The 15,241-nt window shown below is 71.2% G+C and carries 14 protein-coding genes and 1 tRNA gene; 9 read left to right on the top strand and 6 right to left on the bottom strand.

What is annotated here, in order from left to right; all coding sequences use genetic code 11:
* The first annotated feature begins 126 nt into the window (after nucleotides 1-126).
* The 4 genes from AAH991_RS17540 (at nucleotide 127) to AAH991_RS17555 (ending at nucleotide 3,141) form a co-directional block, all read left to right on the top strand.
* A tRNA-Leu gene (locus AAH991_RS17540) sits at nucleotides 127-202 on the top strand.
* A gap of 437 nt (nucleotides 203-639) precedes the next feature.
* Nucleotides 640-1,308 (top strand): trypsin-like serine protease, encoded by a 669-nt coding sequence (locus AAH991_RS17545; protein ID WP_346226909.1) that lies wholly within the window; start codon nucleotides 640-642, stop codon nucleotides 1,306-1,308.
* Between the two features lie 46 nt (nucleotides 1,309-1,354).
* Entirely contained in the window at nucleotides 1,355-2,173 is an 819-nt protein-coding gene (locus AAH991_RS17550) for a Clp protease N-terminal domain-containing protein (RefSeq protein WP_346226910.1), read from the top strand.
* A complete protein-coding gene (locus AAH991_RS17555) occupies nucleotides 2,170-3,141 on the top strand; it encodes an asparaginase (protein WP_346226911.1) in 972 nt (323 codons plus the stop codon). The genes AAH991_RS17550 and AAH991_RS17555 overlap by 4 nt, the downstream gene beginning before the upstream one ends.
* Nucleotides 3,142-3,147: 6 nt before the next feature.
* Here AAH991_RS17555 and AAH991_RS17560 read toward each other — a convergent pair whose 3' ends face one another.
* Nucleotides 3,148-4,653, bottom strand: a complete 1,506-nt coding sequence (locus AAH991_RS17560; RefSeq protein ID WP_346226912.1) for a sensor histidine kinase — start codon at nucleotides 4,651-4,653, stop codon at nucleotides 3,148-3,150.
* Nucleotides 4,654-5,061: 408 nt separating this feature from the next.
* Here AAH991_RS17560 and AAH991_RS17565 point away from each other — a divergent pair, with 408 nt between their 5' ends.
* The 3 genes from AAH991_RS17565 (at nucleotide 5,062) to AAH991_RS17575 (ending at nucleotide 6,826) form a co-directional block, all read left to right on the top strand.
* Complete coding sequence (locus AAH991_RS17565) at nucleotides 5,062-5,847, top strand: Bax inhibitor-1/YccA family protein (protein WP_346226913.1); 786 nt, start codon at nucleotides 5,062-5,064, stop codon at nucleotides 5,845-5,847.
* Nucleotides 5,848-6,034: 187 nt separating this feature from the next.
* Entirely contained in the window at nucleotides 6,035-6,253 is a 219-nt protein-coding gene (locus tag AAH991_RS17570) for a DUF4287 domain-containing protein (protein ID WP_169983440.1), read from the top strand.
* 162 nt (nucleotides 6,254-6,415) lie between these two features.
* Complete coding sequence (locus tag AAH991_RS17575; protein ID WP_346226914.1) at nucleotides 6,416-6,826, top strand: PPOX class F420-dependent oxidoreductase; 411 nt, start codon at nucleotides 6,416-6,418, stop codon at nucleotides 6,824-6,826.
* 48 nt (nucleotides 6,827-6,874) lie between these two features.
* On the opposite strand, the gene AAH991_RS17580 is transcribed toward AAH991_RS17575, so the two are convergent.
* The 3 genes from AAH991_RS17580 to AAH991_RS17590 all read right to left on the bottom strand — a co-directional run bounded on the left by AAH991_RS17580 (nucleotide 6,875) and on the right by AAH991_RS17590 (nucleotide 10,723).
* A complete protein-coding gene (locus AAH991_RS17580) occupies nucleotides 6,875-8,092 on the bottom strand; it encodes an acetyl-CoA C-acetyltransferase (protein ID WP_346226915.1) in 1,218 nt (405 codons plus the stop codon).
* A gap of 241 nt (nucleotides 8,093-8,333) precedes the next feature.
* Complete coding sequence (locus AAH991_RS17585; RefSeq protein ID WP_346226916.1) at nucleotides 8,334-9,677, bottom strand: outer membrane protein assembly factor BamB family protein; 1,344 nt, start codon at nucleotides 9,675-9,677, stop codon at nucleotides 8,334-8,336.
* A 71-nt stretch (nucleotides 9,678-9,748) separates the two neighbouring features.
* Nucleotides 9,749-10,723: an SGNH/GDSL hydrolase family protein gene (locus tag AAH991_RS17590; protein ID WP_346226917.1), complete on the bottom strand. Its 975-nt coding sequence runs from the start codon at nucleotides 10,721-10,723 to the stop codon at nucleotides 9,749-9,751.
* Nucleotides 10,724-10,843: 120 nt separating this feature from the next.
* Between AAH991_RS17590 and AAH991_RS17595 the strand changes: the two genes are divergently transcribed.
* Both AAH991_RS17595 and AAH991_RS17600 read left to right on the top strand, forming a co-directional pair.
* Nucleotides 10,844-12,214 carry a cystathionine beta-synthase gene (locus AAH991_RS17595; protein ID WP_346226918.1) on the top strand — a complete coding sequence of 457 codons (1,371 nt, stop codon included), beginning with the start codon at nucleotides 10,844-10,846 and terminating at the stop codon, nucleotides 12,212-12,214.
* 68 nt (nucleotides 12,215-12,282) lie between these two features.
* Entirely contained in the window at nucleotides 12,283-13,422 is a 1,140-nt protein-coding gene (locus AAH991_RS17600) for a cystathionine gamma-synthase (protein ID WP_346226919.1), read from the top strand.
* A 75-nt stretch (nucleotides 13,423-13,497) separates the two neighbouring features.
* On the opposite strand, the gene AAH991_RS17605 is transcribed toward AAH991_RS17600, so the two are convergent.
* Nucleotides 13,498-14,718, bottom strand: coding sequence for an MFS transporter (locus tag AAH991_RS17605; RefSeq protein ID WP_346226920.1), 1,221 nt, complete (start codon nucleotides 14,716-14,718; stop codon nucleotides 13,498-13,500).
* A 68-nt stretch (nucleotides 14,719-14,786) separates the two neighbouring features.
* A complete protein-coding gene (locus tag AAH991_RS17610; RefSeq protein WP_346226921.1) occupies nucleotides 14,787-15,221 on the bottom strand; it encodes a hypothetical protein in 435 nt (144 codons plus the stop codon).
* Nucleotides 15,222-15,241 lie beyond the last annotated feature (20 nt).

The following is a 15,241-nucleotide window of genomic DNA, read 5'->3' on the forward strand; positions in this document are numbered from 1 at the left end:
GGACGGTCTCCGCGACCTTGACCGGGTGGCGGCCACCCGCGCCGTTCGCCCGCTGTGGAAAGGGGGACAAGCCGCGTAAGACGTAACTTGCTTACAGAGGAGTGATCCGTGACATATGATCGCGGCGCCCCCGTAGCCCAATGGCAGAGGCAAGCCCCTTAAAAGGGCTGTGGTGTGGGTTCGAGTCCCACCGGGGGCACCATCCCCTCCCAGCGTGAAAAGCCGGCGACCAGCACGCGTCCGGCCACCGCCTGATCCAGCTAGTCCGGCTGCTACGACTGGCGTCGGCTCGGCCGGCAGGGCACGATCGGCTTGCGGCCGGTCGCCATCCCTGTGGTTGGTGACACGCCGCGTCCGGTTCGCGGCCGGGCATGCGGGCCTCCGAGGGCTGGTGGTGGGCCCGAGTCGCACCGGGACGCGGGCCAGCACGAAAAGCGGCCGGGCGGCCGGTGACGCCGGGGGCCTGACGAGCACGCGTAGATCTTCTCCCGGCGTTTGCCATGCGGAACCCATGCTCGGATACATTTGTGCATGCGTTTTGTCCCTTTTGTCATGATTATTGCCGGTTTGGTGGCGGGTGCCGCTTCGCCGGCATCGGCCATCACCCATGGCTCGGTCGATCATGCGGATCATCCGGAAGTGGGCGCCCTCATCGGTGACACGCCGGAACGCGACGGCACCTGGGCGTACTGCACCGGCACTCTCATCTCGCCGACCGTCTTCCTCACGGCCGCTCACTGCGGACATGACGGGCAGAAGACCGCGCGGGTCTCCTTCGCCGGCCACTACCGGGCCGGGGACACGCTCTACGCCGGGCGTTACGTGCCCGACCCGCGCTACACCCGTAAGAACGGGCTCTACGACATGGCGGTCGTCGTCTTCCCCGACCCCATCCCCGGCATCACGCCGGCCAAATTGCCTTCTCTGGGCCTGCTCGACCGGCTCAAGGCCGACGGCAGTCTGGAGGCCGCGCGCTTCACCCCCGTCGGGTACGGCTCGGTGGACCCCACGAAGAAGGCGCACGGATGGCGGTTCCACTACACCGACACGCGCAGCCAGACGTCCATCTCCTTCAAGCGCCTCCGCGGCAAGTGGCTCGAACTGTCGCCGGACCCCTGGGGCAAGGAAGGCGGGACCTGCTACGGCGACTCGGGTGGCCCCAACTACCTCGGAGGCTCCGACTCGAAGCTGCTCGTGGCCACGACGATCAGCGGAGTGGACGACGCCTGCCGGTTCACCAACCTCGACTACCGCCTGGACACGCCGTCGGCCCGGAAGTTCCTCGGCGAGTACGTCGCGCTCCCTTGACGGTGGGGTTATAGACATATGCCCCCACTGGGGGTATCAATGAGGCATGCCTAAGATCAACGTCTACCTGCCGGACGATCTCGCGGAGGCGGTCAAGGAGGCGGCGCTTCCGGTGTCCGCGATCTGCCAGCGCGCACTGGAGCAGGCGGTCCGCCGGGTGGCCGCCATCCGGGAGAGCGTCCTCGGCGAATTCGAGATCGACGACCCCCGCCTGTCGCACTTCACCTCCAGGACCCGCGCGGTCCTCCGGCTGGCGCTGGAGCGGGCCAGGGCCGAGGGCGCCTCCGGCGTCGGCACCGAGCATCTGCTCGCCGCGATGCTGGCCGAGGGCCAGAACCTCGCCCTCCACGTCCTGCGCGCCATCGAGATCGAGCCCGCCCTGCTCGAACGCGACCTCGCGGGCCGCCGGCCGTCCGTACCCGCCGGGACGGCGGGCCCCGAGCAGGCGGCCGGGGACGGGGGAGCGCGGGAGGACGGTCCGAGCCGCTTCGACGCGGCGGCGGCCAACGCCCTCGAACTGGCGGTCACCGAGGCGCACGCGCTGGGCCACAACTACATCGGGTGCGAGCACCTGCTGCTCGGCCTGGTCGCGGAGCCCGACGGGGCCGCCGGGCAGGTGCTGCGGGCCAGGGGCGCCGAGCCCCGCCTCACGCGGCGCGCGGTCAGCGCCGCGCTCGCCGGCTACGTCCACCTCCGGGCCCAGGGACAAGGCGCTTCTCAGAACACATCGCAGGACCTTCCGCAGAACGCCGCGCAGATCGTCGCGGCGGTCGTCCGGCAGGAGATCGCGCCGCTGCTGCGGCGCGTCGAGCGGCTCGAGCAGCACGCGGGGGTCTCCGGGCCCGCCGAGGAGGGCGCCTCGTGACCGGACGCGTGCTGCTGGTCGCCACGGGCGACGTCATGGCGTACGCCCGCAGAACGAGCCGCCCCGGGCTCGCGACGGCCGCCGACCTGCTGGCGGCCCTGCCGGGCGACCTCGGCGTGGAGGTGGTGGCCGAGGACGTCCAGGCCGAGCCGAGCTGGGACACCTCGCCCTCCACAATGTTGCGGCTGGCCCGCCGGGCCCGCTCGGCCCTGCTCGACGAGGGGTTCGACGGCGTGGTCGTCACCCACGGCCTGGACACGATCGAGGAGACGGCCTTTCTCACGGACCTGCTCGCCGGGCCCGCCGCGCCGCGCGGCGGCATCGTGCTGACCGGTGCCGTGCGCGGGCTGGACGAGCTGTCGAGCGACGGCCCGCGCAACCTGGCGTCGTCACTGGTCGCCGCCGCCGACCCCGCTCTCCGCGGCGCCGGTGCGGTGATCTGCGTCAACGACGAACTGCACGCGGCCCGCTGGGTCACGATGACCGACGCGACGGGCATGGCGGCCATGTCCTCCGCTCCCGCGCCTATCCTCGGGCGGGTGGTGGACGGGCGGGCCGAACTGACGTCCGCGCCGCCACCACGGCCCCCGGCCGCGCGGGGGGAGCCCGAGACGCACGTCGCACTGATCAAGACGTACCCGGAGATGGACCCCGTGCTCCTCACGGCCGTCGTGGACGCCGGCGCCAGGGGTGTCGTGCTGGAGGGCACCGGCGCGGGGAACGTCCCGGTCACCCTGTACGCCACCATCGGCGAACTGGCGGAGTGGGACATCCCCGTGGTGGTCGCCTCGCGGTGCCACACCCGGCCGGTCGCGCTGGAGGACCTGCCGCTCGGGCTGGGGCTGGCCGGAAAGGTCGGCGCCATCGGGGCGCGCGGGCTGGCCGCCGTGAAGGCTCGGTCCGCCCTGATGGTGGCGCTCGGCGGAGGCGGGCGGCAGGCCGTACGGGACTGGTTCGCCCGCCTCTGACCGCTGTCAGGCGTGCCCTTCGTTCACCGGTCCTGGCGCCATCTCCAGCTGCGCGGCCTCGGCGTACGGGCCGGGGGCGCGGCGGCTCCCGTCGTGCGCGGCCGTGGCGTCGGTGTTCGGCGGGCAGCCGGAGACCGGCAGGCACAGCACGAACAGGGCGCCGCCGTACGGCGACTCGGCGGCCACGAGCGTGCCGCAGTGGGCGCGGGCGATGTCGCGGGCGATGGCCAGGCCGAGTCCGGTGCCCCCATGACCCCGGCTGCGCGCCGTGTCCGACCTCGCGAACCGCTCGAAGATCCTCTCCCGTTCGCCCGCCGGGACGCCCGGGCCGTCGTCGCCGACCCACAACTCGACGTAGCCCTCGTCACGCCGGAGCCCGACCTCGACCACGCTCCGGGCGTGCCGCTGCGCGTTGTCGAGCAGGTTGGTAAGCAGGCGCGCGAGGTGGCGCGGCGCGGCGTGCATCCTGACCCCGTCCGCCAGCTGAAGGCGCACGGGGATGCGGTCCGCCCGGCGGGCGACCTCGTCCCTGACCAGCGCCGAGACGTCCACGGGTTTGCGGTCCGGGGCGGTCGCCCCCACCTTCGCCAGCAGGAGCAGGTCGTCGATGATCCCTTCGAGCCGCTCCACGTCGTAAAGCGCGTCCCGGAGCAGCGACCGCAGATCGGTCTCGTCGGGATGCAGCTGCGCCTCCTCGAGCTGCGTGCGCAGGCCGGCGAGCGGAGTGCGCAGTTCGTGCGAGGCGTCCGCGGCGAACTCGCGCTGGCGCCGCAAGGCCCGCTCCGTGGTCAGCTTCGCCTGCTCGATGCGGGCGAGCGTGCTGTTCACGGTTCGGGCGAGCCGCGCGATCTCGTCGTCTCCGATCGGTACGGGCACCCGGGTGTCCAGGTCGTGCACGTTGACGGCGGCCAGGTCGCTGCGGATGGCCTCCACGGGCCGCAGGGTGCGTCCGGCGACCACCCAGGTGGCCCACGCGGTGAGCAGGACGAGCACGGCCACCTCCACGGTGAAGAGCAGGTCGAACATCGCGACGGGAGTGAATCCGTCGATCGGGCGTCCCGCGTAGACGACGGGGGAGTCGGCCCCGGGCGTCACCCGGAGCGCCGACAGGCGCAGGCAGCCGATCCCGTCGTGCGCACAGGCCTGCAGGTCCTGCATCGGATCCTGTTGAGACGGCCAGAAGGAGCTCAGCGGGGCGATCCCCCGGGCGGCGGGCGACGCGGCGAGCACCCGCCGGTTCGGAGCCACCACCTGGACCAGGCTGATCCCGGCCACCTGCGGGGTGATGACGTCCCGCAGATGGCCGGCGCGCCATGCGGCGGCCGTGAGTGCGGCCTCCTGCCGCGCGTCGAGCCAGACCGCGGTGGCGAACGCCTGCCGGGCCAGCACGCTGCCCAGGATCCCGGTGGGGATGAGCAGCAGGGTGGCGAGAGCCGTGACGAGGACGGTGATGCGTCCTCGGATGGAATGAGGCCGGAACCTCCGCAGTAACGGTGGGCCGCTGGCGTTCATCGCCGTCCTCCTTGCGATGACTGCGGCACTCGCGGCGGGCGGCCGCCTCCGTGTGATCGACGTGGCCGTCCCGACGATGTGCTGTGCCTGTCTGTTTCGGAATGAGAGGCTCGCAACGGCAGGCGGACCGGTCGCTATGGCGTTCTGCCTGGTCAGGCCGCTACTTCTCGGCTCCGCACCACGGTAGCACTAGACTTGAAGACCTCAAGTAAAGGAATTGTTCAAGTTTGTACTCCGCTTGGCGGGGAGGGGCGTATTTCCATGGCACCGGCGGGAACTCGCGTGGAACCCTGATCGTTCCCACTGTGGTGGAGTGGCGCTCTCGCTTGTAGGAGCACCACTCCTCGGGCACCATCCCCACTAGGCCGCGCAGCGGCTGATCAGTGAGTCGCGTCCTGGAGGAAGCGAATGGAGAGTAAGAACCCCATATTCAGTCGGCGCGGGGCGGCTGGTCAGCAGGCGTGGGCCGGTCCGACGCCCAGCGTGCAGCAGCTGAACCAGATGTACGCCACGCCCTCGTACGCTCCCCCGGGAGCGCGGACCATGACGATCGACGACGTCGTGGTGCGCGGCTTCATGACCCTCGGCACGCTCATCGTGTCGGCGGCCCTGGCCTGGTACCTCGACCTCGGCTGGGGGCTCGCGGCGCCGGCGATGATCGTGGGCCTTATTCTCGGGCTCATCGTGTCGTTCAAGCAGAGCACGAACCCCGCGCTGATCCTCGGCTACTCCGTGTGCTACGGCCTCGCCATCGGTGTGCTGAGCCACATGTACAACGAGGCCACCGAGGGCATCGTCCTGCAGGCCGTGCTCGGCACGATGGTCGCCTTCGGCGGCACGCTCGCGGTGTACACGATGAAGATCTTCCGGCCGACGCCGAAGTTCGCCAAGTTCGTGATCGCCGCCGGGTTCGCCGCGATCGGCCTCATGCTGCTCAACTGGATCGGCAGCCTCTTCCTTCCGGGAGGCTTCGGCCTGCGCGCCGACACGCCCCTCGGCTGGATCTTCAGCATCGCCATGATCCTGCTGGGCTGCTTCTTCCTGCTGCTCGACTTCAGTGAGATCGAGCAGGGGGTGCGGGCCGGCGTGCCGGAGCGCTACTCGTGGCTGATGGCGTTCGGCCTGACCCTGAGCCTCGTCTGGCTCTACCTGGAGATCCTCCGCTTCATCAGCTACTTCACGAGCAGCGACTAGCCGTACGAGCGAAAGGGGCGCCGTTCCTGCGGGAGCGGTGCCCCTTTGTTGCGCTATAGCAGGATCCGGTGATCTGTACCGTAACTTTCGATCAACATCTTGTAACAAATCTATGCCGCTGAGGGCTTGTCAATCGCGGACCGGTGATGCACTGTGACACAAAGCCGCCTTTTCCGTGGAGGTGCCCATGTCGTTGAACCACTCACCGGAGACCCAGAACAAGCTGATCGCCCGCGTCCCGTCCATAACCGGGCGAGAACTCCCAGAGTGGTTCGAAGCCATCGACAACGGTCCGTCGTTCCTACGCTGTGACGAGCGGGCCAACTGGCTCGCCGACGAGCACGGGCTGAGCCACGGCTACGCCGCCGCGATCGTCCTCGAGCACGAGCGGCGTCGTCGCTTCTAGCGAACACCGGAGCGCGGGAGGGGGCAGTGCCTTCCCGCGCACACAGCACCAAGCAGCAGCGACCCATCGAGCAGCAGAGCTCGGCTCTCGACCTCGAGCGGCACGCGACCTCAAGAAACACCGAGCGCCCGCACCGGTCCGGTGCGGGCGCATCATTGTTCTATGGATCTCGACAAGGCGCGTGAGTTCGTCAGGAAGAACCATCGAGCGGTCATGCTGACCCGGTATCCGGACGGACGACCGCAGACCTCCCCGGTGACCGTCGGCTGCGACAAGGACGGCCACATCGTGATCAGCAGTCGCGAGACGGCCGTGAAGACCCGCAACCTGCGGGAGAACCCCCAGGTCGTGCTCACCGTGATGACCGACGCCTTCTACGGCGAGTGGATGCAGATCGAGGGCACCGCTCGGATCATCTCGCTGCCGGACGCGATGGAGCACCTGGTGCAGTACTACCGCGACATCAGCGGCGAGCACCCGGACTGGGACGACTACCGCGCCGCGATGATCCGGGACAAGCGGGTGATCATCCAGGTCGAGCCCACCCGCGCCGGCCCCGACTACCACGGCTGACGCGGCGCCGGTCCCGGCGCGGGCCGGGACCGGCGTCGACTCCGTCGCTCAGGACAGCCGCTCCAGCACCATCGCCATGCCCTGGCCGCCGCCGACGCACATGGTCTCCAGCCCGATCGACTTGTCGTGGAACCGGAGGCTGTTGAGCAGCGTGGAGGTGATGCGGGCGCCGGTCATGCCGAACGGGTGGCCCACCGCGATCGCCCCTCCGTTGACGTTGAGCCGCTCGATGTCGATGCCCAGCTCCTGGTAGGAGGGGATCACCTGGGCGGCGAACGCCTCGTTGATCTCGACCAGGTCGACGTCGCCGATCGACATGCCCGCGCGGGCGAGAGCCTGCCGCGACGCCTCGATCGGGCCCAGCCCCATGATCTCGGGGGACAGGCCGGTGACGCCGGTCGACACGATCCGGGCGAGCGGCGTGATGCCCAGCTCCGCGGCCTTGGTGTCGCTCATGACGATCACCGCGGCGGCGCCGTCGTTCAGCGGGCAGCAGTTGCCCGCCGTCACCGTGCCGTCCGGCCGGAACACCGGCTTGAGCTGCGAGACCGCCTCGTACGTCGTGCCGGCCCTGGGGCCGTCGTCCTTGCTCACCACGGTGCCGTCCGGAAGCGTCACCGGGGTGATGTCGCTCTCCCAGAAACCGTTCGCGATGGCCTTCTCCGCGAGGTTCTGCGAGCGCACGCCGAACTCGTCCTGCTCACGCCGCGAGACGCCCTTCAGCGCCGCGACGTTCTCGGCCGTCTGGCCCATGGCGATGTAGACGTCCGGCAGCACGCCGTCCTCACGCGGGTCGTGCCATACGGGGGCCCCGCCCTTGGCGGTGTCCTCCGTACGCGCCTTCGCCTCGTCGAACAGCGGGTTCTGCGCCTGCGGCATGTCCGAGCTGCCGTGCGCGAAGCGGGAGACGGTCTCCACGCCGGCCGAGATGAAGACGTCGCCCTCGCCTGCCTTGATGGCGTGGAACGCCATCCGGGTCGTCTGCAGGGAGGAGGAGCAGTAACGGGTCACCGTGGTGCCCGGCACGTTGTCGAGCCCGAGCAGCACCGACACCACCCGTCCCAGGTTGTGGCCCTGCTCGCCGCCGGGAAGCCCACAGCCCAGCATGAGGTCGTCAACGTCGTTCGGGTCGAGCTGCGGCACCTTCGCCAGCGCGGCGCGGATCATCTGCGCGGTCAGGTCGTCCGGGCGGATGTCCTTGAGTGACCCCTTGAAGGCGCGGCCGATCGGTGACCGCGCGGTCGCCACGATGACTGCCTCGGGCATGTGACTCTCCTGCCTGATCTCGGGCCCCTCCACCCAGGGTTCGGGGGGCCTCCTCCCCGGAGGTTACCCCTCGGTACGCCGCCCGCCACGCTCTGGGCCCCACTCACCAGAACTTTGTACTAATGCACAGTGTCTCCCGCTCGCTCGTCGGGGCGCTCACTCCCGGCGGGGTCGTGCCGGAGGCGCGTCAGGAACGCAGCCCTCGTCGCGCTTGGTCGCTTCGCTCCCGCGCGCTCGGCTGTCAGCCGTACATGCCGGGGGTGGTGGCGGTGCCGTCGTTGACGGCGTGGAGGGCGCCCTTCTCGTCGCGCCACAGACGCCAGCCGTTCTGGCCGCCGGTGAACCAGGAGGGCGGCGCGGAGGAGGAGTCCTTGCGCTTACCCGTGGCCAGGTCGAACTCGCACAGTGCCGCGATCGAGTAGAACCCCGGGGTCATGCCGCGCAGCGGCAGCGGCTTCGGGTCGGTCACGCAGAACGACCACCCGGTCGCGCCGCTCACCGGGGTCGGCTCGCCGGTGCTGAGGTCGAAGACCGAGCCGGGCGCGTCGCGCTTGAGGAAGCCGAGCTTGTTCATCTCGGGCGGGAAGGCCAGCCACCAGCCGGTGCCGGGGACCTGCGTGGGCGTGATCTGCCCCAGGACCCGTCCGGTCTCGGCGTCGAGCCGGGCGAACCCGCCGTACTGGCCCTGCTCGTCGACCGGCCGGACGACCGGCGCGTACGCCGGGTTGCCGCTGGGGTAGACGCGGACGACGGACGGCCGCATCCAGTCGACGGCGCCGTCGGTGAGACGCGCGGAGAACAGGCCGAACGTCGAGGTCTCCTTGGTCTGGGGGTTGGTGTACGGCGCGACGTACCCGATGATCTTGTCGTCCGTCGCGCCGAAGGCCCAGCCTCCGCTCAGGTCGACGCCCGGGCCGAGGGCCTGCTCGATCGGCAGCTGCCAGACGGTCTTGCCGTCCTTGATCGTGCGGGCCTCCAGCACCGGATGGGAGGCGAGTCTCAGCAGGACGACCTTGGTCGCGTCGGACCACTCGACCTCGGCGATGCCGGGCAGGCGCCACTTCACGGCGCCGTCACGGGGGTCGAGGACCACGACGCGGGCGGACGAGAGGGCGGTGTCCTCGGAGACGCAGACGTACGGCCCGCAGCGCTGCGGGCCGAAGGTGGACCGCACGGGCCTGACCCACTTCTGCCGCCCGGTGCGGGCGTCCCTGGCCACCAATACGGCGCCCTTGCGGCCGGCGGCGGCGGGGTCGAGCGCGACCACCGTGGCCTGCCCGCCGCCGGTCTCCACGGTCGCGGGAGCCTGCACGCCCATGCCGGGGAGGCGGCCCACCATCGTCGCGGGGTGCGCCCACAGCCGGCGGCCGGTCGCGAGGTCGAGTGCGACGGTCTCCAGGGAGCCGTCGGGCCGCATCGAGGTGGTCGCCGCGACGCCGCCTCCCGTGGTGGCCCGGCTGACCGCGTTCACCTGCGTGTTGTGCCAGGCCGGGTGGTCCTTGGCGGCCTCGTCGCCGCCGGAGCAGCCGGTGAGGGCGCCGCCGGTCAGCAGGGCGGTCGCGGCGAGGGCCAGAGCGGGTTTCACGTGGTTCACCTGGGGCCGGATCATTTCGCTCCTACAGGGGGTGATGGCCCGGCCGCGGTAGGTGACCGGCTCTAGGCGTTCGGAAGCGGCCCGGGTCTCCGGCGGAGCAGCGCCGCCCACCGTCCGTGGGGGCCGACAGCCCGGCCGGCGACACGGGTCGCGGTGACCTCGGTGCCGGGTTCCTCCACGGCCATTGCGGCCAAGAGGTATTGCGATCCTTCGACGCGCACGGGTTCCGGCTCGGGCCACAACCCCAACGCGGCGCATACAGACGGTAGCACTGCGTACGCGGCTTGTAGGTAACCTCGGGCAGATGGATGAAAACGATCAGGTCCGAACATCTCGGCCGGGTTCGCGTCGAATTCGGGCCCGAGCAGGTCGGCGAACGCCACGGTCCGCCCGCCCGCCTCGATGACGGCGACGGTCTGGGCCGCGGCGAGCTGCCGCGACCAGCGCCGGGTGACCCACCGGAGCGGCTGGGCGATCGGGCGCACGGTGCCCAGGTCGGGACAGGTCCCCACGACCACCTCCGCGCCGGCCTCGCGCAGCCGGCGCACCGCCTTCTGCAGATGCCGTACGGCCCGGGCCGGCAGGGTGGCGGTGGTCACGTCGTTGGCCCCCACGAAGACGACCGCGATCTCCGGCCGGATCTCCAGCGCGCGATCCACCTGGACGCCGAGGTCCACCGACGCCGCGCCCGACTGGCCGACGACGGTGAGGCGCACCGGACGCTCGGCCACGGCCGCGAGGCCGTACGCGATCCGGACGGCCGGGGTGTCCTCGGGGCGGGTCATGCCGAGGCCGACCGAGGTGGAGTCGCCGAGCACGGCCATCCGGATGGGCTCTCCGGGGAACGAGCCGTACACGCCGTCGGCCCGGGGGCCGTCGAGGCCGTGCGGCTGTCCCACGATCCTCCGGGCCAGGACGGCCTCGGCCATCAGCAGGCCGTACGTCACGGCTCCCAGGGCCGTGAGCCCGCCACCGCCCACGGCGGCGGCGGTGGCGATGCGGCGGGCGGCACGCACCGCGCCGGACGTCCGGATCACCCGTCCTCCCCATGCTCACGGTACGGTTTGAGGGAGAAATTAGCCGAGTTCCGGCCACCCCTACCGGAACCCCGGCTGACGGCAGGCTGACAAGCTTCGGCAAACAAGGTGGTCATCGCGGTGCGCGTACACGACTCGCTGGTGGAGCTGATGGGCAACACCCCGCTCGTCCGGCTGCGCAAGGTCACGGCGGGCGCGCCCGCCCAGGTCCTCGCGAAGGTGGAGTACTTCAACCCCGGCGGTTCGGTGAAGGACCGCATCGCGGTGCGGATGATCGAGGCGGCCGAACGGAGCGGCGAGCTCAAGCCCGGCGGCACGATCGTCGAGCCGACCTCCGGCAACACCGGCGTTGGCCTGGCCATCGTGGCGCAGGAGAAGGGCTACCGCTGCCTGTTCGTCTGCCCGGACAAGGTCGCCCAGGACAAGATCAACGTGCTCCGCGCGTACGGCGCGGAGGTCGTGGTCTGCCCCACCGCCGTCTCGCCCGACCACCCCGACTCGTACTACTCGGTGTCGGACCGGCTGGCCCGTGAGATCCCGAACGCCTGGAAGCCCGACCAGTACTCCAACCCCGAGAACCCGGCGAGCCACTACCACTCGACCGGCCCGGAGATCTGGGAGCAGACCGAGGGCAGGATCACCCACTTCGTCGCCGGAATCGGCACCGGCGGCACGATCAGCGGGACCGGGAAGTACCTCAAGGAGGTCTCCGGCGGCCGGGTGAAGGTCATCGGCGCCGACCCGATCGGCTCGGTCTACTCGGGAGGCACCGGCCGTCCGTACCTCGTCGAGGGCGTGGGCGAGGACATCTGGCCCGCCACGTACGACACCGGGATCTGCGACGAGATCATCGCGGTCTCCGACAAGGACTCGTTCGGGATGACGCGCAGGCTCGCCCGCGAGGAGGCGCTGCTCGTCGGCGGCTCGTGCGGCATGGCCGTGGTGGCGGCCGTGCGCGTGGCCCAGGCGGCCGGGCCCGACGACGTCGTGGTCGTGCTGCTGCCGGACGGCGGCCGCGGCTACCTTTCGAAGATCTTCAACGACGAGTGGATGGCCGACTACGGCTTCCTCACCACGTCGAGTGAGGAGGGCCTGGTCGGCGACGTGCTGGGACGCAAGACGCCGGGGCTGCCCGAGTTCGTCCACGTCCACCCGCACGAGTCGGTCGGCACCGCCATCTCGATCATGCGGGAGTACAACGTCTCCCAGCTTCCGGTGATGAAGGAGGAGCCGCCGGTCATGGCGGCCGAGGTCATCGGCTCGATCGTGGAGCGCGACCTGCTGGAGGGCCTCTACCGCGGCCGGGTGCGGTCCGAGGACGAGATCGGCGGGCACATGTCCGCGCCGCTGCCCATGATCGGGTCCGGTGAGCCGGTGGCCCGGGCGGTCGAGGCGCTGGAGAAGGCCGACGCGGCCGTGGTGCTGGACGACGGCAAGCCGGTGGGCATGGTCACCCGTCAGGACCTGCTGGCCTTCCTCGCCAACCACTAGACCTGCCATTGGCCGGCGGACGACGCGCCCGCCGGGACCAGGCGGGCCGGGCGGCTACGCTCGACGCCATGAACCATGGTTTCGAGACGCTGGCCATCCACGCGGGCCAGGAGCCGGACCCGCACACGGGCGCCGTCGTTCCTCCCATATACGCCGTGTCCACCTACAAGCAGGACGGCGTGGGCGGCCTGCGGGCGGGATACGAGTACAGCCGGTCGGCCAACCCGACCAGGACCGCTCTCGAGGAGGCGCTGGCCGCCGTCGAGGGCGGTGTGCGCGGGCTGGCCTTCGCGTCGGGCCTCGCCGCCGAGGACACGCTGCTGCGCACCGTCTGCAAGCCCGGCGATCACGTGGTGATCCCCGACGACGCGTACGGCGGCACCTACCGGCTGTTCTCCCGGGTCCTTCAGGAGTGGGGGGTCACCTTCGACCCGGTGCCGCTCGGCGACCTGGACGCGGTGCGCGCCGCCGTACGGCCGGAGACGAAGGCGATCTGGGTGGAGACACCCACGAACCCCCTGCTGAACGTCGCGGACATCGCCGCGCTGGCGAACGTCGCGCACGACGGGAGCGCCGTGCTCGTGGTGGACAACACCTTCGCCTCGCCCTACCTGCAGCAGCCGCTCAGCCTGGGCGCGGACGTCGTGGTCCACTCGACGACCAAGTACGTCGGCGGCCACTCCGACGTGGTCGGCGGCGCGCTGGTGACCCGGTCCGCGGACCTCGGCGAGCGGCTGGCCTACCACCAGAACGCGATGGGCGCGGTGGCCGGGCCGTTCGACGCCTGGCTCACGCTGCGCGGCCTCAAGACGCTTGGCGTGCGGATGGACCGGCACTGCGACAACGCCGAGCGCGTGGTCGACCTGCTGCTGTCGCACCCGAAGGTCGTCCAGGTGCTCTATCCGGGCCTGCCCGAGCACCCCGGGCACGAGGTGGCAGCCAAGCAGATGCGGCGTTTCGGCGGGATGGTGTCGTTCCGCGTCGAGGGCGGCGAGGAGGCCGCGGTCGAGATCTGCAACCGCGCCAAGCTGTTCACGCTCGGCGAGTCCCTCGGCGGCGTCGAGTCGCTGATCGAGCACCCCGGCCGGATGACCCACGCGTCGGCCGCCGGGTCGCCGCTGGAGGTCCCCGCCGACCTGGTCCGTCTGTCGGTCGGCATCGAGACCGTCGACGACCTCCTGGCCGACCTCTCCGAGGCCCTCGGCTGAGGTCTCCGCGCTCGCTCCGCGCCGGCTGTCCAACGCGCGCTCCGCGCTCTGTCCAACGCGCGCTCCGCGCTCTGCCTATGGGGCGCTTCGCGCCGGGGCCGCGGGCTCCGGCGCGGAGCGGCGGGCGGGAGCCACCCACCGTTCGCACAGCAGGGCGGCGAGCGCCGTGGCCGTCAGCAGGGCGCCGGCCACGGTCACGCTGCGGACGCCGGAGTGGTCGATGAGCGCGCCGCCGAGCAGCGAGCCGCCCGCGATGCCGATGTTGAAGGCCGAGCCGCTGCCGGCCGAGGCGATGTCGGTGCTGCCCGGGGCCACCTGCAGCGCGCGGCTGGCGATGGCCGCGGCGAGCGCGCTGAACGACATGCCCGTCAGGCAGAGGGCCACCACGGCCACCGCGTGCACGGCGCCGAAGGCGTACAGACCCAGCAGCGCGCACGTGATGATGGCCAGCGGCCCGACGAGGGCGGTCCTCGGCCGGCTGTCGAGCAGCCGGCCGACCACGATCGTTCCCGTGACCCCGGCGATCCCGGACGCGAGGAGCAACGGGCTGAGCGCGGCCGGGGCGAACCCGCCGAACTCCAGCAGGAACGGCGTGATGTAGGTGTACGCGGTCAGGTAGCCGCCCACACCGATGACGGTGGCGACGATCAGAAGCGCGTAGCGGCGGGCGTCCGGGGTCGCGCCGCGGCCCGGCTCGTGGCCGCCGTCGGCGCCGCCGCCCGTCTGCCGGCGGCCGGGCATCAGCGCCGCCACTGTGACGCACGTGACCAGGCCGACGGCGGCGGCCAGGGCGAACGCGGCCCGCCAGCCGACCTGCTGGCCGAGCCAGGTGCCGGCCGGGACGCCGAGGACGGGCCCGAGGGAGCTGCCGATCGACATCCGGGCGATCGCGCGCCCCCGGATCTCCGGGGGGAACATCGCCGCCGCGGCCGGGGTCGCGACCGACCAGAACAGCGCCTGGGTGGCCGCGACCAGCAGCCGGGCGGCCAGCAGCGTCGGATAGTTCGGCGCCACGGCGGTCAGCAGCATCCCCGCGACGAACACGGCCAGCGTGGCGGTGAGCAACCTGCGCCGCGGCACCCGCTGGGTCAGCCGGGTGAGCGGCAGCGAGGCCAGCACCACGACCGCGGCGTACCCGGTGACGAGCAGGCCCGTCTCGGACGGCGACCGGTCCAGGTCGGCCGCCATCACCGTGAGCAGCCCGATGGGCAGGACCTCGGCGGTGACGTAGGTGAAGGCGCCGACGGCGAGGGCGACCAGCGCCCACGCCGCACGGCGTTGCGTCGTAAGGTGCACCCGCTCCTCTTTCCCCCGATTCCGGCCAAAGACGTTTTACCGGACATACGGGAAAAGACGGGAATCGGTTACGACGGATTGAAGAAGACCATCAGGAAGAGGACGACGAGCCAGATAAGGGCACTGATGCCGGCAAGCGCCGCGATCCGCCCGGTCTGCACCTTCGCGTCGTCCTCCGGCGACTCGCTGGACAGCGCCGCGATGGCCGTACGCTGGTCACGCTCGACGATCACCAGGAGGACGGCCGCCACGACGAACAACGTCATCGACACCGACAGGTACGGCGCGCCGAGGGCGCTGCGGCCCAGCAACAGGCCGAACAGGAAGACCCCGATCGTGAGCAGGCCGAACAGCCGGGTCGCGCGGTGCAGATATCGCAGCACGCCCAGATCGCGCGCCCGGATGTAGCGCGGAGTGACGCTCGTGACCGCCGTGAGCGGACCGAGCGCGAAGATCGCGAACCCTATGTGCAGCCACAGCAGCAGATGGTCGAGAGGCGACATGGGCAGAGGCTATCGCCTGA

The organism is Microbispora sp. ZYX-F-249 (genome assembly GCF_039649665.1).
Lineage (GTDB): Bacteria > Actinomycetota > Actinomycetes > Streptosporangiales > Streptosporangiaceae > Microbispora > Microbispora maris.

What these genes read in the sequence shown, in the direction of transcription:
- AAH991_RS17550 (WP_346226910.1), top strand. Translation starts at nt 1,355, where the DNA reads ATGCCTAAGATCAACGTCTACCTGCCGGACGATCTCGCGGAGGCGGTC.
- AAH991_RS17575 (WP_346226914.1), top strand. Translation starts at nt 6,416, where the DNA reads ATGGATCTCGACAAGGCGCGTGAGTTCGTCAGGAAGAACCATCGAGCG.
- AAH991_RS17570 (WP_169983440.1), top strand. Translation starts at nt 6,035, where the DNA reads ATGTCGTTGAACCACTCACCGGAGACCCAGAACAAGCTGATCGCCCGC.
- AAH991_RS17600 (WP_346226919.1), top strand. Translation starts at nt 12,283, where the DNA reads ATGAACCATGGTTTCGAGACGCTGGCCATCCACGCGGGCCAGGAGCCG.
- AAH991_RS17560 (WP_346226912.1), bottom strand. Translation starts at nt 4,653, where the DNA reads ATGAACGCCAGCGGCCCACCGTTACTGCGGAGGTTCCGGCCTCATTCC.
- AAH991_RS17565 (WP_346226913.1), top strand. Translation starts at nt 5,062, where the DNA reads ATGGAGAGTAAGAACCCCATATTCAGTCGGCGCGGGGCGGCTGGTCAG.
- AAH991_RS17580 (WP_346226915.1), bottom strand. Translation starts at nt 8,092, where the DNA reads ATGCCCGAGGCAGTCATCGTGGCGACCGCGCGGTCACCGATCGGCCGC.
- AAH991_RS17610 (WP_346226921.1), bottom strand. Translation starts at nt 15,221, where the DNA reads ATGTCGCCTCTCGACCATCTGCTGCTGTGGCTGCACATAGGGTTCGCG.